Annotated in this window: 20 protein-coding genes; 7 read left to right on the plus strand and 13 right to left on the minus strand. The window is 43.6% G+C overall.

Annotated elements, in window-relative coordinates; all coding sequences use genetic code 11:
- The first annotated feature begins 97 nt into the window (after nucleotides 1–97).
- The 4 genes from ileS (at nucleotide 98) to ABIB39_RS05575 (ending at nucleotide 5936) form a co-directional block, all read left to right on the plus strand.
- Nucleotides 98–3481: an isoleucine--tRNA ligase gene (ileS, locus tag ABIB39_RS05560; protein WP_354428794.1), complete on the plus strand. Its 3384-nt coding sequence runs from the start codon at nucleotides 98–100 to the stop codon at nucleotides 3479–3481.
- Nucleotides 3482–3859: a TraR/DksA family transcriptional regulator gene (locus ABIB39_RS05565; protein ID WP_354428036.1), complete on the plus strand. Its 378-nt coding sequence runs from the start codon at nucleotides 3482–3484 to the stop codon at nucleotides 3857–3859.
- Nucleotides 3860–4465 (plus strand): lipoprotein signal peptidase, encoded by a 606-nt coding sequence (locus tag ABIB39_RS05570; RefSeq protein ID WP_354428037.1) that lies wholly within the window; start codon nucleotides 3860–3862, stop codon nucleotides 4463–4465.
- Between the two features lie 328 nt (nucleotides 4466–4793).
- A complete protein-coding gene (locus tag ABIB39_RS05575) occupies nucleotides 4794–5936 on the plus strand; it encodes a lactonase family protein (protein ID WP_354428038.1) in 1143 nt (380 codons plus the stop codon).
- Between the two features lie 119 nt (nucleotides 5937–6055).
- On the opposite strand, the gene ABIB39_RS05580 is transcribed toward ABIB39_RS05575, so the two are convergent.
- The 6 genes from ABIB39_RS05580 to ABIB39_RS05605 all read right to left on the minus strand — a co-directional run bounded on the left by ABIB39_RS05580 (nucleotide 6056) and on the right by ABIB39_RS05605 (nucleotide 11089).
- Complete coding sequence (locus tag ABIB39_RS05580; RefSeq protein WP_354428040.1) at nucleotides 6056–6556, minus strand: hypothetical protein; 501 nt, start codon at nucleotides 6554–6556, stop codon at nucleotides 6056–6058.
- 73 nt (nucleotides 6557–6629) lie between these two features.
- Nucleotides 6630–7787 (minus strand): N-acetyl-alpha-D-glucosaminyl L-malate synthase BshA, encoded by a 1158-nt coding sequence (gene bshA, locus ABIB39_RS05585; RefSeq protein ID WP_354428041.1) that lies wholly within the window; start codon nucleotides 7785–7787, stop codon nucleotides 6630–6632.
- Between the two features lie 279 nt (nucleotides 7788–8066).
- Nucleotides 8067–8291: a hypothetical protein gene (locus ABIB39_RS05590; protein WP_354428043.1), complete on the minus strand. Its 225-nt coding sequence runs from the start codon at nucleotides 8289–8291 to the stop codon at nucleotides 8067–8069.
- Between the two features lie 20 nt (nucleotides 8292–8311).
- A complete protein-coding gene (locus ABIB39_RS05595) occupies nucleotides 8312–8551 on the minus strand; it encodes a hypothetical protein (protein WP_354428045.1) in 240 nt (79 codons plus the stop codon).
- Nucleotides 8552–8660: 109 nt separating this feature from the next.
- On the minus strand, nucleotides 8661–9350 hold the full coding sequence (locus ABIB39_RS05600; RefSeq protein WP_354428046.1) for an SIMPL domain-containing protein: 690 nt from the start codon (nucleotides 9348–9350) through the stop codon (nucleotides 8661–8663).
- Nucleotides 9351–9613: 263 nt separating this feature from the next.
- The gene (locus ABIB39_RS05605; protein ID WP_354428047.1) at nucleotides 9614–11089 is read right to left on the minus strand and encodes a pseudouridine synthase; all 1476 of its coding nucleotides are present in this window, start codon (nucleotides 11087–11089) and stop codon (nucleotides 9614–9616) included.
- Nucleotides 11090–11310: 221 nt separating this feature from the next.
- Here ABIB39_RS05605 and ABIB39_RS05610 point away from each other — a divergent pair, with 221 nt between their 5' ends.
- A complete protein-coding gene (locus ABIB39_RS05610; RefSeq protein ID WP_354428048.1) occupies nucleotides 11311–12102 on the plus strand; it encodes a lytic transglycosylase domain-containing protein in 792 nt (263 codons plus the stop codon).
- A 165-nt stretch (nucleotides 12103–12267) separates the two neighbouring features.
- Here the strand turns inward: ABIB39_RS05610 and ABIB39_RS05615 are convergent, their stop codons facing one another.
- The gene (locus ABIB39_RS05615) at nucleotides 12268–12417 is read right to left on the minus strand and encodes a hypothetical protein (protein WP_354428049.1); all 150 of its coding nucleotides are present in this window, start codon (nucleotides 12415–12417) and stop codon (nucleotides 12268–12270) included.
- Nucleotides 12418–12675: 258 nt separating this feature from the next.
- Between ABIB39_RS05615 and uvrA the strand changes: the two genes are divergently transcribed.
- On the plus strand, nucleotides 12676–15522 hold the full coding sequence (gene uvrA, locus ABIB39_RS05620) for an excinuclease ABC subunit UvrA (RefSeq protein WP_354428051.1): 2847 nt from the start codon (nucleotides 12676–12678) through the stop codon (nucleotides 15520–15522).
- A 132-nt stretch (nucleotides 15523–15654) separates the two neighbouring features.
- Nucleotides 15655–17160, plus strand: coding sequence for an NAD(P)H-hydrate dehydratase (locus tag ABIB39_RS05625; RefSeq protein WP_354428053.1), 1506 nt, complete (start codon nucleotides 15655–15657; stop codon nucleotides 17158–17160).
- Between the two features lie 230 nt (nucleotides 17161–17390).
- Here ABIB39_RS05625 and ABIB39_RS05630 read toward each other — a convergent pair whose 3' ends face one another.
- The 6 genes from ABIB39_RS05630 to ABIB39_RS05655 form a co-directional block, all read right to left on the minus strand.
- Complete coding sequence (locus ABIB39_RS05630) at nucleotides 17391–18218, minus strand: anti-sigma factor (RefSeq protein ID WP_354428055.1); 828 nt, start codon at nucleotides 18216–18218, stop codon at nucleotides 17391–17393.
- On the minus strand, nucleotides 18218–18772 hold the full coding sequence (locus ABIB39_RS05635) for an RNA polymerase sigma factor (RefSeq protein ID WP_354428056.1): 555 nt from the start codon (nucleotides 18770–18772) through the stop codon (nucleotides 18218–18220). The genes ABIB39_RS05630 and ABIB39_RS05635 overlap by 1 nt, the downstream gene beginning before the upstream one ends.
- 24 nt (nucleotides 18773–18796) lie before the next feature.
- Nucleotides 18797–19675 (minus strand): lipoyl synthase, encoded by an 879-nt coding sequence (lipA, locus tag ABIB39_RS05640; RefSeq protein ID WP_354428057.1) that lies wholly within the window; start codon nucleotides 19673–19675, stop codon nucleotides 18797–18799.
- Nucleotides 19676–19843: 168 nt separating this feature from the next.
- Entirely contained in the window at nucleotides 19844–20173 is a 330-nt protein-coding gene (ytxJ, locus tag ABIB39_RS05645; protein WP_354428059.1) for a bacillithiol system redox-active protein YtxJ, read from the minus strand.
- A gap of 236 nt (nucleotides 20174–20409) precedes the next feature.
- Nucleotides 20410–20907 (minus strand): 6,7-dimethyl-8-ribityllumazine synthase, encoded by a 498-nt coding sequence (gene ribH, locus ABIB39_RS05650; RefSeq protein WP_354428061.1) that lies wholly within the window; start codon nucleotides 20905–20907, stop codon nucleotides 20410–20412.
- Between the two features lie 159 nt (nucleotides 20908–21066).
- Nucleotides 21067–21741, minus strand: a complete 675-nt coding sequence (locus ABIB39_RS05655; protein WP_354428063.1) for a tetratricopeptide repeat protein — start codon at nucleotides 21739–21741, stop codon at nucleotides 21067–21069.
- Nucleotides 21742–21953: the final 212 nt, after the last annotated feature.

A 21953-nucleotide genomic window follows, 5' to 3' on the forward strand; every position in this document is an offset into this window, starting at 1 on the left:
GAGGCTGAAATCTCTCCGTCATAATTAGGCAATTACTATCATTTAATAATAAAATTCGCTATTTTTGCAACCTTTAAAATTCGACGCGAACACATTGATGTACAAGGAATATAAGCAGTTAAATCTATCCCAAACAGGTAAAGACGTGCTGGATTTCTGGAAACAGAACAGCATATTCGAAAAAAGTATCAGCAGCAGGCCGGCAAGCAAGCCGTACACCTTTTATGAAGGCCCGCCCAGCGCTAATGGTATGCCCGGTATCCACCACGTTATGGGGCGGAGTATCAAGGATATTTTTTGCCGTTATAAAACCCTTAAAGGTTTTCAGGTTAAGCGTAAAGGCGGCTGGGATACCCACGGTTTGCCTATAGAACTGGCTGTAGAAAAATCGTTAGGCATCACTAAGGATGATATCGGTAAAAAAATCACGGTTAAAGAATACAACGATGCCTGCCGTAAGGAGGTGATGCGTTACACCGACGTTTGGAACGACCTTACCCTTAAAATGGGCTACTGGGTAGATCTGGACAACCCTTACGTTACCTACGAGAACGAATACATAGAAAGCCTTTGGTGGATCCTCAAGCAGCTTTACAATAAAAACCTGCTTTACAAGGGTTATACCGTACAGCCATATTCGCCAAAATCGGGCACGGGACTAAGCTCTCACGAGCTGAACCAGCCGGGTACCTACAAAATGGTAAAGGATACTACCATTGTTGCCCAGTTTAAAGTAAAGAACGATAAAGATTCGGCATTTTTATTTGACGGGGTAAGCAGCGATGTATTTATACTGGCCTGGACCACCACCCCGTGGACGCTTCCGTCAAACTGTGCTTTGGCCGTTGGCGAGGGCATCAACTACGTACAAATAAACACTTTCAATCCTTATACTTACGATGCGGTTAGCGTTGTATTAGCTAAGGACCTGGTAAAAAAATATTTTAAGGCCGAGGGCGAGAACGCTTCTTTTGAAGACTACAAGGGCGGCGATAAAATTATCCCCTGGACTTTAACCCGTGAGTTTAAAGGCACCGACCTGCTGGGCATCCACTACGAGCAGTTAATGCCGTATGTAACCAATGCCGATCTGGAAGCAAATGCTTTCCGTGTTATCCCGGCAGATTTTGTAACTACCGATGACGGTACCGGCATTGTGCACACCGCCTCTATTTTTGGCGCGGATGACTTTAGGGCATGTAAGGAAAACAACGTGCCATCGGTACTGATAAAAGACGAGAATGGTAAAGATGTGCCTTTGGTTGATAAGCAGGGCCGCTTTGTAGACGAGGTTACCGATTTTGCAGGCCGTTACGTTAAAGAAGAATATTATACCGACGCGGACCGCGCAGCGGAAGGTTTTAAACCGACGGATGTACTTATTTCCATAAAATTAAAAACAGAGAACCGCGCGTTCGACGTTAAAAAATACGAGCACAGCTACCCGCACTCATGGCGTTCTGATGAACCTATCCTATACTACCCGTTAGATAGCTGGTTCATCCGTACCACCGCGGTAAAAGATAAAATGGTTGCGCTTAATAAAACCATCAACTGGAAACCCGAAAGTACCGGCACAGGCCGTTTTGGCAACTGGCTGGAAAATTTGGTAGACTGGAACCTGTCGCGTTCACGCTACTGGGGTACCCCGCTGCCTATCTGGCGCGAGGAAGATGGTAAAGAAGAAAAATGCATAGGTTCGATAGAAGAGCTGAATGCTGAGATAGAGAAATCTATCGCCGCTGATTTAATGCCTGCGGGCTTTAAGCTGGAAGATATGCACCGCCCTTATGTAGATGATGTGATCCTAACCTCATCAACCGGCAAACGCATGTTGCGCGAACCCGACCTGATAGACGTTTGGTTTGATAGCGGCGCCATGCCATACGCGCAATGGCATTTCCCTTTCGAGAATAAAGAGGAATTTGCTGCCGCCTACCCTGCTGATTTTATTGCCGAAGGTGTAGACCAAACCCGCGGCTGGTTCTTTACCCTGCACGCCATTGCGGTGATGCTGAGCGAAGCCAGCGACGAGGTAAAAGCCGTTAACGAAAAAGTTGGCAACAAAGGTGTGGCGTTTAAAAACGTGGTGTCAAACGGCCTTGTGTTGGATAAGAACGGTAACAAAATGTCTAAACGTTTAGGGAATGGTATCGATCCGTTTGAAACTATTGAGCAATTTGGTGCCGATGCTGCCCGCTGGTACATGATCAGCAACGCATCGCCATGGGATAACCTTAAATTCAATATCGATGGTATTGACGAGGTGCGCCGTAAGTTCTTCGGTACGCTGTATAATACCTACTCGTTTTTTGTGCTTTATGCCAATATCGATAAGTTTAAATACGAAGAAGCCGAGATCGCTTTAGATAAACGCCCGGAACTTGACCGCTGGATCATATCATTACTAAACACCCTAAGCAAAGAGGTTGACGGCTATTACGCCGATTTTGAACCAACCAAGGCAGCCCGTGCCATACAGGAATTTGTTGACGCACACTTTAGCAACTGGTATATCCGTTTAAGCCGCCGACGTTTCTGGAGATCGGATAATTCTGAAGACAAGCTATCGGCATACCAAACGCTTTATACGTGTTTGATAGCCATCAGTAAATTAATGTCGCCAATTGCGCCATTCTTCGCAGAGCGTTTATACACCGACCTGAACAGCGTTACCGGTAAAGAGGAGTTTGAATCGGTACACCTGGCCTATTTCCCTGAGTATCATAACGAACTGGTGGATGTTGCCCTTGAAGAGCGTATGCAAATGGCGCAGGATATTTCATCACTCGTATTATCGCTTCGTAAAAAAATAGAGATCCCGGTTCGCCGCCCGTTAAGCAAAATTTTATTGCCTATACTGGATAAGAACTTTAAGGAGCAGATAGAAAAAGTTAAAGAACTTATCCTTTCTGAAACCAACATTAAGGATATCGAATACATTACCGATGCTGCCGGTTTTATCAAAAAGAAAATCAAACCAAACTTTAAGGCCCTGGGCGCTAAAGTTGGTAAGGATATGAAGGATGTGGCTACTGCCATCAATGCTTTTGGCCAGGAAGAGATCTCTGAACTGGAGTCGAAAGGTATTATCGCTGTACTTGATAGCAAGTATGAGATCCTGATTTCAGACGTGGAAATTATCGCGGAAGATGTTCCGGGATGGCAGGTTGCAAATTTAGGCAAACTAACCGTGGCTTTAGATGTTACGATAACCGACGAGCTGAAAGAGGAGGGTATTGCCCGCGAATTTGTAAACCGAGTACAAAACGAACGTAAGGCTAAAGGATTTGAGGTTACCGACAGGATAAATGTTATGGTAAATTGCAGCCCCGAAATCTGGAAAGCATTGGAAAATAATTTAGCCTATATTTGCGCCGAAATTTTAGCTGACAGCCTTGTGCTTGATAATCAGTTAACTGAAGGCACGAAAGTGGTTATTGACGAATATGAAATTTTGATTGCTATAAGTAAAAGTTAAATGGAAAACCAAAAAACAAGGTACTCTGATTCGGAATTAGTAGAATTTAAGGACCTATTATTAGAAAAACTACGCAGCTCTAAAGAAGAGCTGAGCGCGCTGGCTACTTCATTAAGTTCGCCTAACGCGAACGGTACAGATGATACCGCCGGTACTTATAAAACACTGGAGGATGGATCTGCCACGTTGGAAAAAGAACAAATTAACCAGTTAGCTGCCCGCCAAAAGAAATTTATTGAGCAGTTAGAGGCTGCTTTGGTGCGTATCGAAAACAAAACTTACGGTATTTGCCGCGAAACCGGTAAGCTTATCCCTAAAGAACGCCTGCGTGCTGTACCGCACACAACGCTAACTATGGAAGCAAAATTAAAGCAATAAATGAAGGCTGCTTATACAAAACCTTTTTTTACTGCCGCTTTAATTATCCTGCTCGATCAGATCATCAAGATCTGGGTGAGGAAACACATGTTCCTGGGCGAAGAAATTCATTTCCTGGGCAACCGCGGGATGTTGCACTATACTGAAAATAACGGTATGGCCTTTGGTATGGAGCTGGGCGGGGAACTGGGTAAACTGGTTTTAACTCTGTTTCGTATTGTTGCGGTTTGTGGTATAGGCTATGCACTGGTATTTTTAATAAAGCACAAATATCATCGCGGTTTAGTGATGATGGTAGCTTTGATATTGGCCGGCGCATTGGGTAATATTATAGATTCAACCTTTTACGGCATAATTTATAATTATGCAGGCATCTTCCACGGCCGTGTGGTAGATATGTTTTACTTCCCGCTGTTAACAGGTCATTTCCCGCACTGGGTGCCGATATGGGCTGGCGAGGAGTTTATCTTCTTCCGTCCGGTGTTTAACCTGGCTGATGCTGCCATATCTGTAGGGGTTATTATGATATTGCTAAATCAAAAACGCTACTTTAAGCAAGAAGAGCCTGAGGTGAGCAGCCCAAATAGTGAAATGGTAGAGGAGTAAAGCCTTATTTATATTATTTGAAGCCCTCTTGACGATAGTCTTGAGGGCTTTTTTGTGCATTCATCTCACGGCTGTAAAAACGCGATACTTCGCGTCTCTTGCATTAGAAGGGCGCATTAGGATTGCAGCGGATACCTGAAGTGTGGTTAAGGCCTGCGCAGCGTGAGCGGAAACGCCCGCCCGAAGGGCACTCCTTGATGAAATTAAACCAATCATACATATTCCGGTCTGATAAAAAATGCTTTTAAAATTCTGTTAAATCCTAAATTCTGTAAATTCTGGTTCAGACATATTTTATTAACTTGCACATATAAACCAAATACTCCTGATGAAAAGAATATTTATAATGATAGCTATGTTATCACCTGTTTTAGGCATCGCGCAGCAAAAGCCTAAAAAATCGCCATACCCAAAAACCTTTGATATTGTTGTTGGTGCTTACACCAGCGGCGCCAGCAAAGGTATCAGCGTATACCGTTTTTATACCGAAAGCGGCCGCATGGCGTACCTTAACCGTATTGATGATGTAAGCAATCCGTCGTACATAGCAGTATCTGCCAACAACAAGTTTGTTTATGCGGTTAACGAGAACGATAACGGCGAAGTAAGCTCATTTAAATTTGATGGTAAAACCGGCGAATTGACTTTTATTAATAAAGTATCTACCCTGGGCGGCTCACCTTGCTATGTATCGGTTGATAAGAATCAAAAAAACCTTTTTGTGGCCAATTACTCGGGTGGCAACATCGCGGTGCTTCCTATTAATGTAGATGGCTCTATAGGCGCTGCAGTGCAAACCATTAAAGAAGATGGACACGGCCCTAATAAAGAGCGCCAGGAGAAACCACATGTGCATACGGCGGTATTATCGCCCGATGAAAAATACGTGCTGTACACAGACCTGGGTACCGATAAAATAAACATTACTAAATACAAGGGCGGTAACCAAAATCCTATTGTACCTGCAAAACCGGCGTTTGTAAGTGTAACTCCCGGTTACGGCCCACGCCACTTAGCTTTTTCTAACGATAAAAAATACCTGTATGCCATTATGGAGATGGGAAGTGCTGTTTTAGTTTACGATTATAACAACGGCAAGCCCAAACTGAAACAAGACATTACTTTATTGGCTGATGGCTTTAAAGGTGCAACAGGTGCTGCTGATATCCACATAACGCCAAACGGAAAGTTCTTGTATGCTACCAACCGTGGGGATGCTAACGATATATCGGTATTTGCCATCAATCAGGAAAATGGCGAACTTACTTTTATAGAACGCAAGCCTACAGGTGGCAAAGGCCCGCGTAACTTCGCTATAGACCCAAGCGGGAGGTTCCTGGTTATAGCCCATCAAAATAGCGATACCATTATTGTTTACAAAATAGATGAAAACACCGGCAAGATATTACAGGCCGTTAACCGTGTGGTAGTTGGTAACCCGGTTTGTGTGAAATTTTTATCGGCTTTATAAGTCAAAAGTTAAAGTTAAAAAATCAAAAAACCTCAAAGGTTTGAAACAAAGAAGCCGAAAGTGGATAACACTTTCGGCTTCTTTGTTTTACTTTTTAATTTCGACTTTTAACTTAACCCTTACTGCGCTTTGGTAAACGTGTAAACGATGTAGCCCGTGCCACTGTTACCAATTGGTACAGGTGAGCGTAAGGTCATGTTTGCATTATCAATGCTGCCAATATCTAACCGGTAACCTTCGGCTACGTTTTTAGCTTTATCGCCCTGGAAAAGTTTTTTGAACTGGAACTGTGTACCGGTGCTGCCACCGCTAAATACCGACCAGAAAATGGTTTGCGATGCGCCGTTTTGAAGTGTGTAAACACCGTTACCGCTGTTAGTGAATTTCCAGGTGCTGCCTACAAAATCTGCCGGCGATGCCTGATCAAATACGTTTTGTACAGCGCCGGGAACAAGGCCATCGTAACTTACGTTAGTAATAGTCCAGGTGCCTGTAAATTTACCGCGGGATACATTTGGAGATGATGTTGTACCGGCATTGGTTTGCTGCGGCGTTGAACAAGCCGAAAAAATAAAGGCTACAGCTAAAATGGCAATGGTTGTTTGGAATATCTTTTTCATGGTATATTTATTATAATATATGTTGATTGGTGTATGAACACAAATCAGGCCAAAAGGTTATAATAATATCATACTATTTATTTGCGCAAGCAGCTATATCCAGTTTGTTTTTCTCAATTACCTCTTTATAGAAGTTTTCATACAGGGGCATAATGTTGGCAAGTTCAAGTTCCTTAGCGCGTTTAAGGGCGTTTTCTTTAAATTGATTAAGCCTGGCCTCGTCCTCTAAAATGTAAATCGCTTTCTCGGCCATGCCATCAATATCGCCGATGTCAAGTAGAAAACCTGTTACACCTTCAATATTCAATTCGGGTAAGCCACCCGCGTTGCTGCTTATAACAGGTACTTTGCAAGCCATGGCCTCTAACGCTGCCAAACCAAAACTTTCTGACTGTGATGGCATCAGGAATAGATCTGATACCGACAGGATCTCTTCAATAGCATCCTGCTTACCTAAAAAGCGTACGTGCTCGGCAATACCCAAGTCGCGGCAAAGGCGTTCGCATAAAGAGCGTTCGCCGCCATCACCCACCATCAGTAGTTTCGCCGGGATCTTTTCAATAACCTTTGCGAACATTTTTACTACATCTTCGGTACGTTTCACCTTACGGAAGTTGGAGGTATGCACCAAAACCTTTTCGCCATTTGGAGCTATGGCTTTTTTGAAGTGATCTTTTGGTTTAAGGCTAAAACGGGTAAGGTCAATAAAATTTGGGATCACCTTAATGTCCTTCTCTATCTTAAAATATTTATAGGTGTCGTTCTTTAAATGTTCGGACACCGCCGTTACGCCATCGCTTTGGTTGATGGAAAACGTAACCACCGGCTTATAAGTGCTGTCCTGCCCAACAAGGGTAATATCTGTACCGTGCAGGGTGGTAATAAACGGAATAGAAATGCCGTAAGTGGCCAATATCTGTTTAGCCATAAACGCTGCCGAAGCATGCGGGATAGCGTAGTGTACGTGCAAAAGGTCCAGTTTTTCAAACCTTACCACATCTACCAGGCGGCTGGCCAGGGCCAACTCATAGGGGGGGTAATCAAACAACGGATATTGCGATACCGATACTTCGTGGTAAAAAAGATTCTCAGAAAAAAAATCGAGGCGCGCAGGTTGGTTGTAGGTAACAAAGTGAATTTGATGCCCGCGGTCTGCAAGGGCTTTACCTAACTCTGTAGCAACAACCCCGCTTCCGCCAAAGGTGGGATAACAAACTATTCCTATTTTCATTTTGTGTAATACGCTTTAAGCCCTTGCCACTATTTAACGCGGATATTGAGCATGCAAGTTTAACAGCAATTTGTTGTAAAAGTGTTACCCGTATGTAAAATGATTGACAGGAGGGAAATTCAAAAGAATTAAAGATGACAGTAAAGTGATGCTAATCCGCAATGAACAAATGAATAAGTACTCAATGAACTATTACGCCACCCCGGCAATCAGCTTTAAAAGGGAAGCGTTTACCAAGTTATGGATAGTATTTATCGCAACATTTCCTTTAAACTATTGTTAGTGAACAGATTGCGCGTTTGCGGTATCATTGGAGTTACGCTCTACGGTTACAACTTGTATAGTATCCAATCGCAATCTAAAAGGGTTAGCCTCTGTCTTAGGCCCTTTTGCTACAGTATCTGTAGTTGTAGTATCGGCCGCTGAACTGTTACCGTTACTGCTGCATGCAGCAATAACCGTAGATAACAGACCAGCCACTAACAAGTATCGCAAAGCTTTCATATCAAACTGATTTTATAAGTTCAATGAACAGGTCGCGCGTTTAGCGTATCGCTCGCGCCACGGCCACTTGGGTCGGCGTTGCCTTTATTAACGCTATCCATTTTAGTAGAATCTGCCGCATGGGTGTTGTTTGGGTCACCTGTGCCCATTTTGGCAACGGTATCTGCCGAGCCACCCACGGCTTTGCTGCCGCTATCTTTACAAGCGGTTATCGATGCTGATAATAAAACTACGATGGCAAAATATTTTAACGCTTTCATAATGGTCAATTTACGTATAATAATAACATACCCGTAAATTAAATGTTTTATAGCCCTAAACAAAAACAGCCCCGACTATGCGAGGCTGTTTTACTATATATAGGGTCACTTATTTTATCTCGAAAATGGCGTTGATCTGGAAGCTTAGTTTAATCTTCTTAACGTCAATGTCAGATTCAGGAGCTGCACTATCAGCCATCGATGCTTTAGCCATGTACATTACGTTACGCGGCTGCGGGAAACTGCTGTTGTCGCTTTCGGTAATGTTTAATGCGCTGCCCAGTTTATCGCCAAGGCCATTTACTAAAAATGCTGCTTTATCGCGTGCGGCTATTAGGGCTTTCAACTTCAAGGCATTTTTGATCTCATTTATCTTAGAGTAATCGTAGCTATCGATATTGGTGCTTTGGATGCCCTTTGCATCAACCTTGCTTAAAATCTGATCAAACTTATTCAGGTCGCGAAATTTAATGCCATATTGTTTGCTGGCCAAAAAGTCCGGGTTTTTCTTTTTCTCGGTTTGGTAATTCCATGATGATAAGCTGTTGATGGTAAAGTCCTCTTTGGCAATACCTGCCGCTGCAACAGCATTTTCAAGTTGTTTCTCTAAAGTAGAGATGGTTACCTTGGTTTTACCATTCATATATTCCCTTAACGAGATAGATACGTTGATAATATCGGGGGTAACTTCCTGCTCGGCAATGCCGGTAACTTCAATTTTACGGCGCAGATCTGCGTTTTGAGCGAACGCCCCAAAAGTGGTGGCTACAAGTGCTGCTATTAAGAATAATTTTTTCATCGTGTTTAATGTTTGTATAATGTAGAGTGGATTACGTGCCGATAGTTTAATGTGCAACAGGCAATAAATTCAAATGTGTAACCGTAAACACCAATTGGTGTTTTAATAAGGTGATAATAAAGACTTAAGCAGATAATATCGGGCGAGAAATATTTAATAATATATTTTGAATACTCCCGTCATTGCAATGACGGGCGGGAGAAAGTTCGTAAACAAAAAAGGCATCACGTAAATGATGCCTTTTAATATTATGTTGATGATCCTTATTTAATCAAATGTTTCAACTGGATCACTTCTTTCTCATCAAGGTATCTCCAACGTCCACGCGGAAGATCTTTTTTAGTAAGGTTAGCATAAACCGAACGGTCAAGTTTCACCACATCATAACCAAGCGATTCGAAGATACGGCGCACAACACGGTTTTTACCGCTGTGGATCTGGATGCCTATATCTTTTTTAGTGCCACCTGTAACGTACGATACGCTATCTGGTTTTATAACACCATCTTCAAGCTCTATACCGTACTCTATCTTGTTCAGATCGCCTTGTGGTAATGCCTTGTTAAGTTCTACCAGGTAAAGTTTGGTAATGCTGTTACGCGGATGTGATAGTTTGTCGGCAAGGTCGCCGTCATTGGTCATCAATATTAAACCGGTTGTATTACGGTCAAGGCGGCCAACAGGGTAAATACGTTCTTTACTGGCTTTATCAACCAGTTGCATAACGGTACGGCGCTCCTGAGGGTCGTCGGTAGTGGTGATATAATCTTTTGGTTTATTAAGTAGAACATAAACCATTTTCTCGCGTTTTAAAGCTTCGCCGTTGTAGCGTACAAGATCTTTGATCGGGTCAACTTTGTGGCCCAGTTCAGAGATCACCTCGCCGTTTACCGACACAACACCTGCTGCGATCAATTCATCAGCCTTACGGCGGCTACAGATGCCTGCATTGGCAATGTAACGGTTAAGGCGTATCAGGCCATCGTCTTTAGCTTTTACAACCGGGTTTTTACGGCCGCGCATTGTAGGTTTGGATGGTGCATCGTCGCCCTCGCGTTTGCGGAAACCCGTTGATGTACTCGGGAAATCTTTTGTGCCGCCACGTGTGCCTGCAAATTTCTTGTCGCCACCAAAGCTTTTCTTTGGCCCGCCTTCGCGGGTTCCGTATGGTTTTTTATCAGCGCCTTCGGTTTTTGGCCCGTCGGTACCGGCTGGTCTCCTGTTAAATGGTTTATCGCCTGCGGCAGCGTTTTTACGCGGGCCGTATGATGCTGGGCCTAAACTTGGCTTGCGGTATGTGCTGCCACCTTCGCTATCGCCACCCGGTGTGCGGCCGCTGTATGGTTTATCACGCGGGGTGAAACTTTTACGGTCGCCTTGTGGCGCATCGCCGCCAAAACTGCGTTTTGGGCGGTCGTTATCTGCCGGCCTGCCGGTGTATGGGCGGCCTTTTGGTGTGAATGATTTTTTTTCGCCACCGCTAAATGATGAGGACTGGCCGTAGTCTTTCTTTGGCCTGTCGCTGCCTTCAGCATTTGAATTACCGGTGTTTGGTTTTGAGTAGGTGGATCCGCGTTTATCTACCGAGAAGTTTTTTTTGCCATCTGTACGGCCTGCGCCGAATGATTTTCCTGTAGAGGATGATGATGGCCTTTTGCCGTTTTCGCCACCACTTTTAGAGCGGTTTTGAGAGTTGTTCGGCCTGTCGTCGCGACTACCTGCTGGTCGTTTAAATACCATAATTTTTTGTTTTGCGCTTTCGCAGCGTGAGGGTCAAAAGTACAACTTTTTAACTAAAAATACAACTTTTTAATCGGGTGCAAAAAGCAGGTTTAAAGCAGTTTAAACCACGATTTTCGCGCTATTTTAAAATTCTCAAAACACTAAGGTTTTACTAAGTGTTTGACAATCTGATTTATATAGATTACCTTTGCCGCACATCATACCAAAAAGTATAATTAATGAGTAAAATTGAAATGACTAAAAAACACCTAATTACGTGCTCCGTAATCTTCGTGCTGGTTATCATTTCCAGGCTTAACATTTACAGTACAAACCCTGTTTTCGTCGCCAAAACTATCGTTAATAAATCTTCAAATTACATCTTCAACAAACACACCGAAGATGCTGAAGCAGCGTATAATTTTGCCAACGAAGCACTGCCTGTAAACGATAAAAAAGTAGATTTTAAATTAAAAAAATCAATAGCAAAGCACGGGTACAAAACAGTTCAATCGAACGTTTTGCATGCAAAAGCCGACAAGATGTTCCCAATTATTGAGCCTATCTTAAAAGCCTACGGCATCCCCGAAGATTTTAAGTATGTGCCGTTGGTAGAATCGGGCTTGTGCGAAGGTACATCACCAAAAGGCGCACGTGGCGTATGGCAGTTTATGCCGGGCACCGCACGCACTTACGGTTTGAAGGTTGGCAACGGTAAAGATGATCGCTTAAATTTGCGTAAATCTACCATCGCGGCCTGCAAGTACATTAAAGAACTGTATGGTGAGTTTAACAGCTGGACATTAGCCGCTGCTGCTTACAACAACGGTTCAGTAAAACTGGAACGCGCCATGAACAAGCAAAATGAGGATAACTATTTCCGCATGGTGCTTAACCGCGAAACCGGTTCGTACGTTTACAAGCTTATCGCGATGAAAGAGATCATCAATAAGCCTGCAAAATACGGGTATAAAAACTTTTATACCTACATGCATAAACCACTGCCACTTTTGGTAGCATATAACAATTAAAGTAATTTAATATTACGGAGCACATTTAAAAGCCATCCTTGGTTGGGGTGGCTTTTTTTTGGATATAGGGGGTACAAAAAAGCCCCTTCCGTGCAAGAGGGGGCTTAAAATAAGGGGTAATATCTTATTATAACTTCAGCTTTACAAAGTATAACCTGTTATGGTCTACAGTTTTTGTAGCAGGGAGTACCTTTCATAAGTCAAGATCCGCAGCACTACCGAATTTGCAACCGCGGTCTTTGTTGGGTTGTACTTAGGCGATTGCATAATGCCCACCAGGGTTTTACCATCGGGTGTAATGGTCAACCCTCCCATACCACGGTTAATGGTTTGGCTTGTTTATTTGCCGCAAATGAAGCCATGTATTATAAATACACTGTTAACTTAAAAACATTTGTTTAACGGTATAATTAAAGCGTTGATGGTGAGGTTAGAATTTTACATTAACAGGTACTTCATATCTGGGCGAAGCGTATAAATCGACCTCGTTTTTGCGTATATTTGCGAACTTTTTTAGTAATAACGCGGCCAATTAAAACCAAGCCGCATCTGTCTTGTTTTCTGGAAGAATATATGAGCGAAAAAACATTAGACCTGGGCGAGCAAAGTGAAGTTGAAGTTTATGGTGCCCGGGTACATAATCTAAAAAATATAGATGTTTCTTTCCCCCGCAATAAGCTGGTTGTAATAACCGGGCTTAGCGGCAGCGGCAAGTCATCCTTAGCTTTCGATACCATTTATGCCGAGGGGCAGCGCCGCTATATGGAAACATTTTCGGCCTACTCGCGCCAGTTTATGGGCGGTATGGAGCGTCCCGATGTTGACAAGGTATCGGGCCTTAGCCCGGTAATTGCAATCGAGCAGAAAACGACCAGCAAAAACCCTCGCAGTACCGTTGGTACCATTACCGAGATCTACGATTTTATGCGTTTGCTTTTTGCCCGCGCGGGTGATGCCTACAGCTACACCACCGGCGAAAAGATGGAGCGCATGAGCGAGGAGCAAATCCTGAAAACCATTTTTGAAAAGTTTGACGGGCAGCCCGTCAACATTTTGGCACCCGTGGTAAAAGCCCGTAAAGGCCACTACCGCGAGCTTTTTGAACAGATCCGCAAGCAGGGCTACCTGAAGGTTTATATAGACGGCGCCATTGCCGACGTTGAACCAAAAATGCAGGTAGACCGTTACAAGATCCACGATATTGATATTGTGGTTGACCGCCTGGTGGTGAGCGAAGCCGATAGCAAAAGGTTATACACATCGGTACAGTCGGCCCTTAAAATAGCCAAGGGCATTATCCGCATTGGCGATAAGGACAATAACGTAGCCTACTTTAGTAAATATTTGATGGACCCGGTGTCGGGCATCTCGTATGATGAGCCGCAGCCAAATACTTTCTCGTTTAACTCACCCTATGGTGCCTGCGAAAAGTGTAATGGCCTGGGTTATATTTTTGAGGTGGATGAAGCATCGGTAGTGCCAAACCCGAAACTGAGTATCCTAAATGGTGGGCTTGCCCCTATTGGCGAGTACCGCGAAACCTGGATCTTCCAGGTGTTAAAGGCACTGGCTAAAAAATATGAGTTCTCGCTATCTACCCCGATAGAAAAACTGACCCGCGAACAGCTGGATATGATATTGAACGGCACGCCGGAGATGATAACTGTTGCTGTAGAATATAATAAATGGAATGTTCAAAACTACCAGGTAACCTTTGATGGCATCATCAGGATGCTGGAAGAGCAGCAGGAACGCCGTAACGACGAGGGTATGGACGATATGGAAAACTATCGTGTACTGCGTACCTGCCCGGTTTGTAACGGCGCCCGTTTAAAGAAGGAGTCGCTGCATTTTAAGATTGACGAGAAGAATATTTTTGAACTGGCCTGCATAGATATTACCACGCTTAGTAAGTGGTACACCGGCCTTGAAGACCGCCTTAACGAACGCCAGAATATTATTGCTAAAGAGATCCTGAAAGAGATCCGCGCACGTATTGGTTTCTTGTTGGATGTGGGCTTAAGTTATTTGACTTTAGACCGTACCGCTAAAACACTTTCTGGTGGCGAGGCGCAACGCATCAGGTTGGCAACTCAAATTGGTTCCCAGTTGATGAATGTAATGTACATTTTGGATGAGCCAAGTATCGGCCTGCACCAGCGTGATAACGAACGGCTTATTAACGCTCTTAAAAACCTGCGCGACCTGGGTAACACGGTTTTGGTTGTGGAGCATGATAAGGATATGATACTGGAAGCCGACCACGTAATTGACATGGGCCCGGCAGCAGGCGTACACGGCGGCACTATCGTAGCGCAAGGTACACCTGCCGAATTGATGTTACACCACACGCTTACTACATCGTACATCAACGGCGAGCGCGAAATTGCAATCCCCGAAAAACGCCGGGAGGGTAACGGTAAAACCTTATCACTTAAAAAAGCTACGGGGCATAATTTAAAGAAAGTTTCTGTCGATTTCCCGTTGGGTAAACTAATAGGGGTAACAGGGGTGTCAGGCAGTGGTAAATCGAGTTTAATAACCGAAACATTGTACCCGATACTGAACCACCATTTCTTCCGTGCAAAGAAAGTGCCCCTGCCTTATGATAAAATTGAAGGCCTGGAGCATATCGATAAAGTAATCGAGATAGACCAAACGCCAATTGGCCGCACACCGCGTTCCAACCCCGCCACTTACACGGGGGTGTTCTCGGATATTCGTAACCTGTTTGTGGCACTGCCCGAGTCGAGGATTCGCGGGTATAAGCCGGGCCGTTTCTCTTTCAATGTAAAAGGTGGGCGTTGCGAAACTTGCCAGGGTGCAGGCCAAAAGGTTATCGAGATGAATTTCTTGCCGGATGTACAAGTGCCCTGCGAAGAATGTGGAGGCCGCCGTTACAACCGCGAAACACTGGAAGTGCGCTATCGTGGTAAATCCATTAGCGATGTGCTGGATATGAGTATCGAAGATGCTACGCCATTCTTTGAGCATATCCCATCCATCTATCGTAAGGTTAAAACCTTGTTTGATGTGGGTTTGGGTTATATCACACTTGGGCAATCATCAACCACATTATCCGGCGGTGAGGCGCAACGTGTAAAACTGGCAACCGAACTGAGTAAAAAGGATACCGGCAACACTTTCTATATATTAGATGAACCAACAACCGGCCTGCACTTCGAGGATATTAACGTATTACTTGGGGTGATAAACCAATTAGTTGATAAAGGGAACTCGGTATTGGTTATCGAACACAACCTGGATGTTATTAAAGTTGTAGACCACGTGATTGACCTTGGCCCAGAAGGTGGATCTGGCGGTGGCAAGATACTCTTTAGCGGCACCCCAGAGGGTTTGTGTAAAGTTAAAGATAGTTTTACAGGGCAGTTTTTGAAGAAGGAAATGAAGATAAAGTAATTTACATTTGTCATACTGAACATAGTGAAGTATCTAATCGTCGGTTTGCATTCATGATTAAATCCTTCGTTCACTAGAATGACAAATCTTTTTCTCCCCAAACAAAACCTATAAATCCTATCTTTAGGATATATGCTGCCTTTACTCGTATCCAAGCATATCCGTGAAGCCGACGCTTACACTATAGCTCATGAGCCAATAAGTTCTGTCGACCTGATGGAGCGCGCCTCAAAAGCCTTTGTGGGTTGGTTCATCAATCATTTCCAGGATAAGAAACAAACTATTGCGGTTTACTGCGGCACTGGTAACAACGGTGGCGATGGTTTGGCTATCGCCCGCATCCTGTGCAATCATGGTTACCGCAATATTGGTGTGAAGATCTGCCGGTTTAGTGATAAGGCCAGCAACGATTTTAATGAGAATTTAAAGCGCTTAAAGGCGACTAAAATCGCCATTAAAGAGCTAAAAACCGCCACAAAATCGACCGTAGAAAAGGCTGATATAATTATCGATGCCATGTTGGGCAGTGGGCTAAACAAAGCCCTTGCCGGCGATTATAAAACGGTGGTCGACTACTTGAATGGACTGGATAAAACCGTTGTGGCAGTTGATGTGCCTACCGGTTTTTACACCGATGGTGAGATACCCAAAGATGCCACAGTTTTAAAAGCGGACCTGGTAATTACCTTCCAGCAACCCAAACTCAATTTCTTGCTACCCGAAAGTGGCCTGTTTATCAAATGCTGCGAGGTGGTAAAAATAGGATTAGATGAAGACTTCCTAAATACAGTTGCCACACCTTATTACCTGGTAGAAGAAAAAGACGCGCAGCGACTTATAAAACCACGCCATCGCTTTAGCAATAAAGGTACATACGGCCACGCTTTGATTATTGCAGGTAGTGATGAAACCATGGGGGCTGCATTGCTGTCGGCCTCGGCTTGCGCGCATGCAGGGGCTGGTTTGACTACGGCATGTATCCCGCGGAGTGGATTGGTTGCCTTGAATAGCTCTATTCCCGAGGTTATGGCGTTCGTGCGCGATGAAAACAAGCTGCCCAAAATTGAGTGGGAGAAATTTAGCACCATTGGCATTGGCCCGGGCTTGGGCCGGGAGACCGACACATTAAAGTTGCTTAAAGCCATATTAAAAAATTATGATAAGCCGATTGTGATAGATGCGGATGCGCTGAATGTATTATCTGAGAACCAAAGCCTGCTTAAAAAACTACCGGCCGGGAGTGTAATTACCCCACACATGAAAGAGTTTGACCGCTTGTTTGGTAAACATACCAGTTGGTGGCAACGGCTGCAAACGGCGAAAGCCAAGGCAAAAGAATTAGGCATTTACATCATCCTGAAAAACGATTATACGATTACGGCTACGCCAAATGAAAAACTATATTTTAATTCGACAGGGAACGCGGCTATGGCAACCGGCGGGATGGGGGATGTGCTTACAGGAATCATCACCTCGTTATTAGCGCAAAAATATTCGCCACTGGATGCCTGTATTTTAGGTGTGTATATCCATGGTAAGGCGGGCGATGAGCTGGCTCTTCCTAACAGGTTGAATGTGGTATTGCCTACAAATATCATTAGTCAGTTGCCTATCACAATGGCAAAATTAAAGGCATAAAAAAAGCGAATGTCAGTATCAAACATTCGCTTTTCAAACTATTAACTGATCTTATAAAGAACTATATACTTCTAACTAACTATACATATGACGTGTGAGTCATGTATTAGTTACACTAACAACGCTAAATATTTATTTGTTTTATATAAGATGCCTTTTTTAACAAAACTTTAACAAAAAACCCGCTCTGCATAGGGCAAAGCGGGTTTTATTATATTAAAATACCGTTGTTAAAACGTGCCTATAACCACCATTTGATCCATGGTTGGGTTAATGCTGCCACCATTTGGTTCCAATGTTACGGCAAAGCCCTGTGCGGATGCTATAGCCTTCATTTCCTTAACACCGGCAGTATCTGCCTTTGGGAGATCGAATACACCCATATCTACAGGTTTGCCATTTACAAGTGCCCACAACTGATACTGGTGTTGCTCGTCATGTTGTGGTAGCTTAAGGCTTGGTACATCTACCATTACCTTTTTACTTATCGAGTTCCATGCCAATACCATAGCAGCGGATGGCGTTTTGGCAGTACCTTTAAGCTTTAATACTTTAAAGGCGGTATCGCGGTAAACCTGTAATTCGTTATCGCGCAGGCTAACCTGGTTGGCAATCTTAGTATTGTCGGTTTGTAAAGCGGCAAGCTGTGTGTTAGATTCCTGCAATTTGCTATACAGGTTTACCAGGCCATATACGCTAATTAATAATAAGGTAAGGCAGGCAGCAAACGCGTACTTGTAAAAGCTGGTTAAACGCGCAGCAGGGATAGTGCGTATGTTATCATCATCCTGGCGGGTTACAGTTTTAGAGAACGTGTTATCATCGCCAAGGTTAACAATAAGGCTGTTTAAAACCTTTGTGCGTAAATTTTCTGATGGTTCAACGGCATGCTCTTCCGCATACAACTCCATTGATTTTTCTATTTCGGTAATTTCGGCTCTTATCTCAGGATATTTCGCAGCCATCTCTTCCACCTGCGCTTTCTCAGTAGCGCTGGTGTCACTCAGAACATAAAGCTCTAAGATGCCTGATTCGATATATGCCTTAACGTTTTCCACTATTCATTAAAATGTTTTCTGAGTTGTATTATGGCCATCCTTAATCGTGTTTTAATGGTGCCCAGGGGTATGCCAAGTTCTTCGGCGGCCTCTACGTGGGTATAACCTTTAAAATACACGAGATCAAGAATCGACTTTTGCTCAGGTTTAAGGGTAGATACTAATTCCCTGATGCCCAACAATTCAGGCTTGTAAACTGTATTTCTTTGTTCGTCAATGAAAGTTACGTTATTTTCAAGCTCATGGTTTTTGCTCTGGTTCTTAAAATCCTTCGATCTAACCTTGTCTATAGCTAAATTGCGTGCGATATTTACCATCCAAGTGAATAAACGCCCTTTTTCGGCACTATAGCCGGAAAACGAATGCCAGATCTTTACGAAAGTTTCTTGTAAAACATCTTCGGCGATGGCCTCATCTGTAATGATTCGTGAGATAACACCGAACAGGGATGCGGAATACATATCGTACAATGCCTCAACCGCGATCTTCTCTCGGTTGCGCAAAGCAAGGACTAAATCCTCTTCAGATAATGATATTTTACGTTTGGGGCTCAACTCGATGAAGATATAAAGGATAACTTACATTTCAAACAAATGTTTTTCGGCATGATAAGAAGAGCGTACCAGCGGGCCGCTTTCTACATACCTGAAACCTTTTTTCAATCCCCATTCCTTGTAGCTTGCAAACTGATCCGGGTGGATCCAGTCGATAACAGGGTGGTGGTTACGTGTTGGCTGCAGGTACTGGCCTAACGTAAGGATGTGTACGCCAGCTTCCAGTAGGTCGTCCATTGCTTCCAGTACATCTTCCTCGCGCTCGCCCAGGCCAAGCATAATGCCCGATTTAGTACGCACGCCTGCAGCCGATGTTATTTTAAGCGCCTCGAGGCTGCGGTCGTATTTTGCCTGGATGCGTACTTCGCGGGTTAGGCGGCGTACAGTTTCTAAATTATGTGACACTACCTCCGGGCATGTTGCTAATACGCGGTCAAGGTTGCCCCAAATGCCACGGAAATCGGGCAGTAAAGTTTCAAGGGTGGTATCCGGGCTTTCGCGGCGGATGGCGTTGATGGTTTCGGCCCAGATGATAGAACCACCGTCTTTAAGATCGTCACGGTCAACAGAGGTGATAACGCAGTGTTTAACCTGCATTAGCTTTACTGAGTTGGCTACGCGGTTTGGCTCATCGGCATCAACAGCCAGGGGCCTGCCGGTGGCCACCGCGCAGAAAGAGCACGAGCGTGTACAAATATTGCCAAGTATCATAAACGTAGCTGTACCGGCTCCCCAGCACTCGCCCATGTTAGGGCAGTTGCCGCTTTCGCAGATGGTGTGCAACTTATGTTCATCAACCAAACCACGTACATGGGCGTATTCCTTCCCTACCGGAAGCCTAACCCTTAACCAATCCGGCTTGCGCTGCGGTTGGGTGGCGGGTACTACTGGCAAATCTATCATGAAACAAAAATAGGTAAAAACACCCTAACCCCCTAAAGGGGGAATAGAATTAGTACAATATTACAGTTTGTTGATGCAAAATCAATCAGACACAAAAAATCCGCAGAATAACTTCTGCGGATCCGATATGTATTTCAGATTGATTCAGGACTCTTATCTTGATTCTGATTAAGAAAGCACACTCATGGCCTCGTCTACCGAAATAGAACCGTGAGATTGATCAAGTACACATTCGCCATCTTTTACTAATAGCATCTGTGGCGACTCGTGGTGTACCATAAAATCTTGCGCTACTTTGGCAGATAGGTCGCGGTGTTTTATAAGGTCTAAAAAGTATAACGGCATATCCGATGGCAGGTTCTGCCAATCCATCTCAAAGCGCCTTTTTGCCATCATGCTGATAGAGCATCGGGTGCTGTGTTTAAAAATTAAGCTGTAGCCAGCTTGTTGTTTAATATTATCTATCTGTTCTGCCGTGTCCAACGATATCCATTCCATGAAACAAAAATATAAGTAATTGCCTGTTTAAAAGTAAAGACAATGTAAAACTGCTTTTAGTTTTAACTTAAAGGTAAAAAAAATGACAAATTGCTGTGTTAGCGGCGGCTGGGGTATGAGCCGTATGCAGGGCATAACTTGTTAGAGCATGACGACATGCTGCCAATTGCAAGTGCTATGATTGCTATGTATAAGATCTTTTTCATGTGCTTGTTAAACTTGGTATTTATACGGGTTTACCCAATTAAAGTTTCGTTCAATTTGGCCATTTTAATGGCGGTTACAGCAGCTTCGTCGCCTTTGTTGCCGTGTTTGCCACCACTGCGGTCAATAGCCTGCTGCTGATTATCAGTAGTTAACACACCAAATATAACAGGTTTTGAATATTTTATAGCAACATTAGTTACACCATTTGCAACCGCGGCGCAAATAAAATCAAAATGTCGGGTTTCGCCCTGTATCACACAGCCCAATGTAATTACAGCATCAAGCTTTTTGTTTTTCAATAACAGTTCGGCACCGCTGGTTAATTCAAAGCTGCCCGGCACCGGGAATGAGTGTATATTTTCGGGCTTAGCGCCGTACTTGATGAGGCTATCGTAAGCGCCCTGGTACAACGCGTTGGTTATTTCTGCGTTCCACTCGGCAACCACAATACCAAAGCTATAGCCTTCGGCCGATGGAATCTCGCTCGCGGTCGAAAAATCTGACAGGTTTTTTAATTGAGTAGCCATTTTTTATTTTGGATTTCGGATGTTCAATTTCGAATTGCTATACTATCGGTCTCGGATTTGCTTTTAAACAAAAATGTCCGATTTCTGATCTATTGTGAATGTATGCATTCAACTTATAAATCCGAAATCGAACATTTGAAATTCGATATTGATGTTTTATTACTTTGTGTCAACGCGTGCAATGTACTCATCAATGTTTTGAGCCTCGGCACTTTCAAAATAATCAGCTTTTATTTTTTTATATGTATCAGCAGCGGCTTGATTGTCTTTTTTTGCCTCGTAAACCAAGCCCAGTTTTTTAAGGTAAAACGGGGTAAGGAATTTGTTGCTTGCTTTATCAGCAGCTTTTTTGAAAAAGGTCTCCGCTTTTTCTAAATCTTTCAATTCAACGTAAGCATCGCCTGTGCTACCTAAAGCTTCAGCAGCAACCATATTGTCATCGCCACGGTAGTTGGTAAGGTTATCAATTGCCTGGCGGTATTCGCCTTTGTTTAAATAAGCGGTGCCTAAGTAAAAATATGCAAGGTTAGCAACCTTAGTGTTGCTGTAATCAGTTATAATTTTTTTGAAACCAGGGTAGCCGGCATCGCCATTAATAGCTTTGTCCCAATCTTTTTTAGCCCAAAAATCTTGTGCTACGTGCATTTGGTTTGCAGCGGTAACTTCCCTTGGTGCAAGGTAAAGTTTAAGGTATGCTATGTAAATAACAATCATCACAACAATAGCTGCTGCAATAAATAATAAGCTTTTTTGGTTCTCCTGAACAAAACTACCGCTCTTTACAACACTTGTTTTCTCTGCTGTAGTTTTTGTATTCACCTCGGTTGCTGACATCTGTATTTAAAAATTAAGTTTGCAAAAATACGGTTTTCAATCCTTTTAGCAAATTTAAATTTTGGATAGTTGGTATATACGTAATGGGTTTGTTATTAGTGGATAATAGGGCTGAAAACAGGGTGGAAATTGCCTTTCTGCAGTGAGACGCAAAGTGTCGCACCTCTACATTGTTCATCCCGTAGAGGCAAGATACTTCGTGCCGCCAACTT

Origin of the sequence: Mucilaginibacter sp. UYP27 (genome assembly GCF_040547175.1) — a bacterium.
Classification (GTDB): Bacteria; Bacteroidota; Bacteroidia; order Sphingobacteriales; family Sphingobacteriaceae; genus Mucilaginibacter.

Excerpts from the sequence above, each read along its gene's own strand:
- ABIB39_RS05565 (WP_354428036.1), top strand. The coding sequence starts at position 3,482 with ATGGAAAACCAAAAAACAAGGTACTCTGATTCGGAATTAGTAGAATTT.
- ribH (WP_354428061.1), bottom strand. The coding sequence starts at position 20,907 with ATGGCTACTCAATTAAAAAACCTGTCAGATTTTTCGACCGCGAGCGAG.
- lipA (WP_354428057.1), bottom strand. The coding sequence starts at position 19,675 with ATGATAGATTTGCCAGTAGTACCCGCCACCCAACCGCAGCGCAAGCCG.
- ABIB39_RS05590 (WP_354428043.1), bottom strand. The coding sequence starts at position 8,291 with ATGAAAGCTTTGCGATACTTGTTAGTGGCTGGTCTGTTATCTACGGTT.
- ABIB39_RS05655 (WP_354428063.1), bottom strand. The coding sequence starts at position 21,741 with ATGTCAGCAACCGAGGTGAATACAAAAACTACAGCAGAGAAAACAAGT.
- ABIB39_RS05600 (WP_354428046.1), bottom strand. The coding sequence starts at position 9,350 with ATGAAAAAATTATTCTTAATAGCAGCACTTGTAGCCACCACTTTTGGG.
- ABIB39_RS05615 (WP_354428049.1), bottom strand. The coding sequence starts at position 12,417 with ATGGGAGGGTTGACCATTACACCCGATGGTAAAACCCTGGTGGGCATT.
- ABIB39_RS05625 (WP_354428053.1), top strand. The coding sequence starts at position 15,655 with ATGCTGCCTTTACTCGTATCCAAGCATATCCGTGAAGCCGACGCTTAC.
- uvrA (WP_354428051.1), top strand. The coding sequence starts at position 12,676 with ATGAGCGAAAAAACATTAGACCTGGGCGAGCAAAGTGAAGTTGAAGTT.
- ABIB39_RS05580 (WP_354428040.1), bottom strand. The coding sequence starts at position 6,556 with ATGAAAAAGATATTCCAAACAACCATTGCCATTTTAGCTGTAGCCTTT.
- ileS (WP_354428794.1), top strand. The coding sequence starts at position 98 with ATGTACAAGGAATATAAGCAGTTAAATCTATCCCAAACAGGTAAAGAC.
- ytxJ (WP_354428059.1), bottom strand. The coding sequence starts at position 20,173 with ATGGAATGGATATCGTTGGACACGGCAGAACAGATAGATAATATTAAA.
- ABIB39_RS05610 (WP_354428048.1), top strand. The coding sequence starts at position 11,311 with ATGAGTAAAATTGAAATGACTAAAAAACACCTAATTACGTGCTCCGTA.
- ABIB39_RS05575 (WP_354428038.1), top strand. The coding sequence starts at position 4,794 with ATGAAAAGAATATTTATAATGATAGCTATGTTATCACCTGTTTTAGGC.
- ABIB39_RS05595 (WP_354428045.1), bottom strand. The coding sequence starts at position 8,551 with ATGAAAGCGTTAAAATATTTTGCCATCGTAGTTTTATTATCAGCATCG.
- bshA (WP_354428041.1), bottom strand. The coding sequence starts at position 7,787 with ATGAAAATAGGAATAGTTTGTTATCCCACCTTTGGCGGAAGCGGGGTT.
- ABIB39_RS05605 (WP_354428047.1), bottom strand. The coding sequence starts at position 11,089 with ATGGTATTTAAACGACCAGCAGGTAGTCGCGACGACAGGCCGAACAAC.
- ABIB39_RS05570 (WP_354428037.1), top strand. The coding sequence starts at position 3,860 with ATGAAGGCTGCTTATACAAAACCTTTTTTTACTGCCGCTTTAATTATC.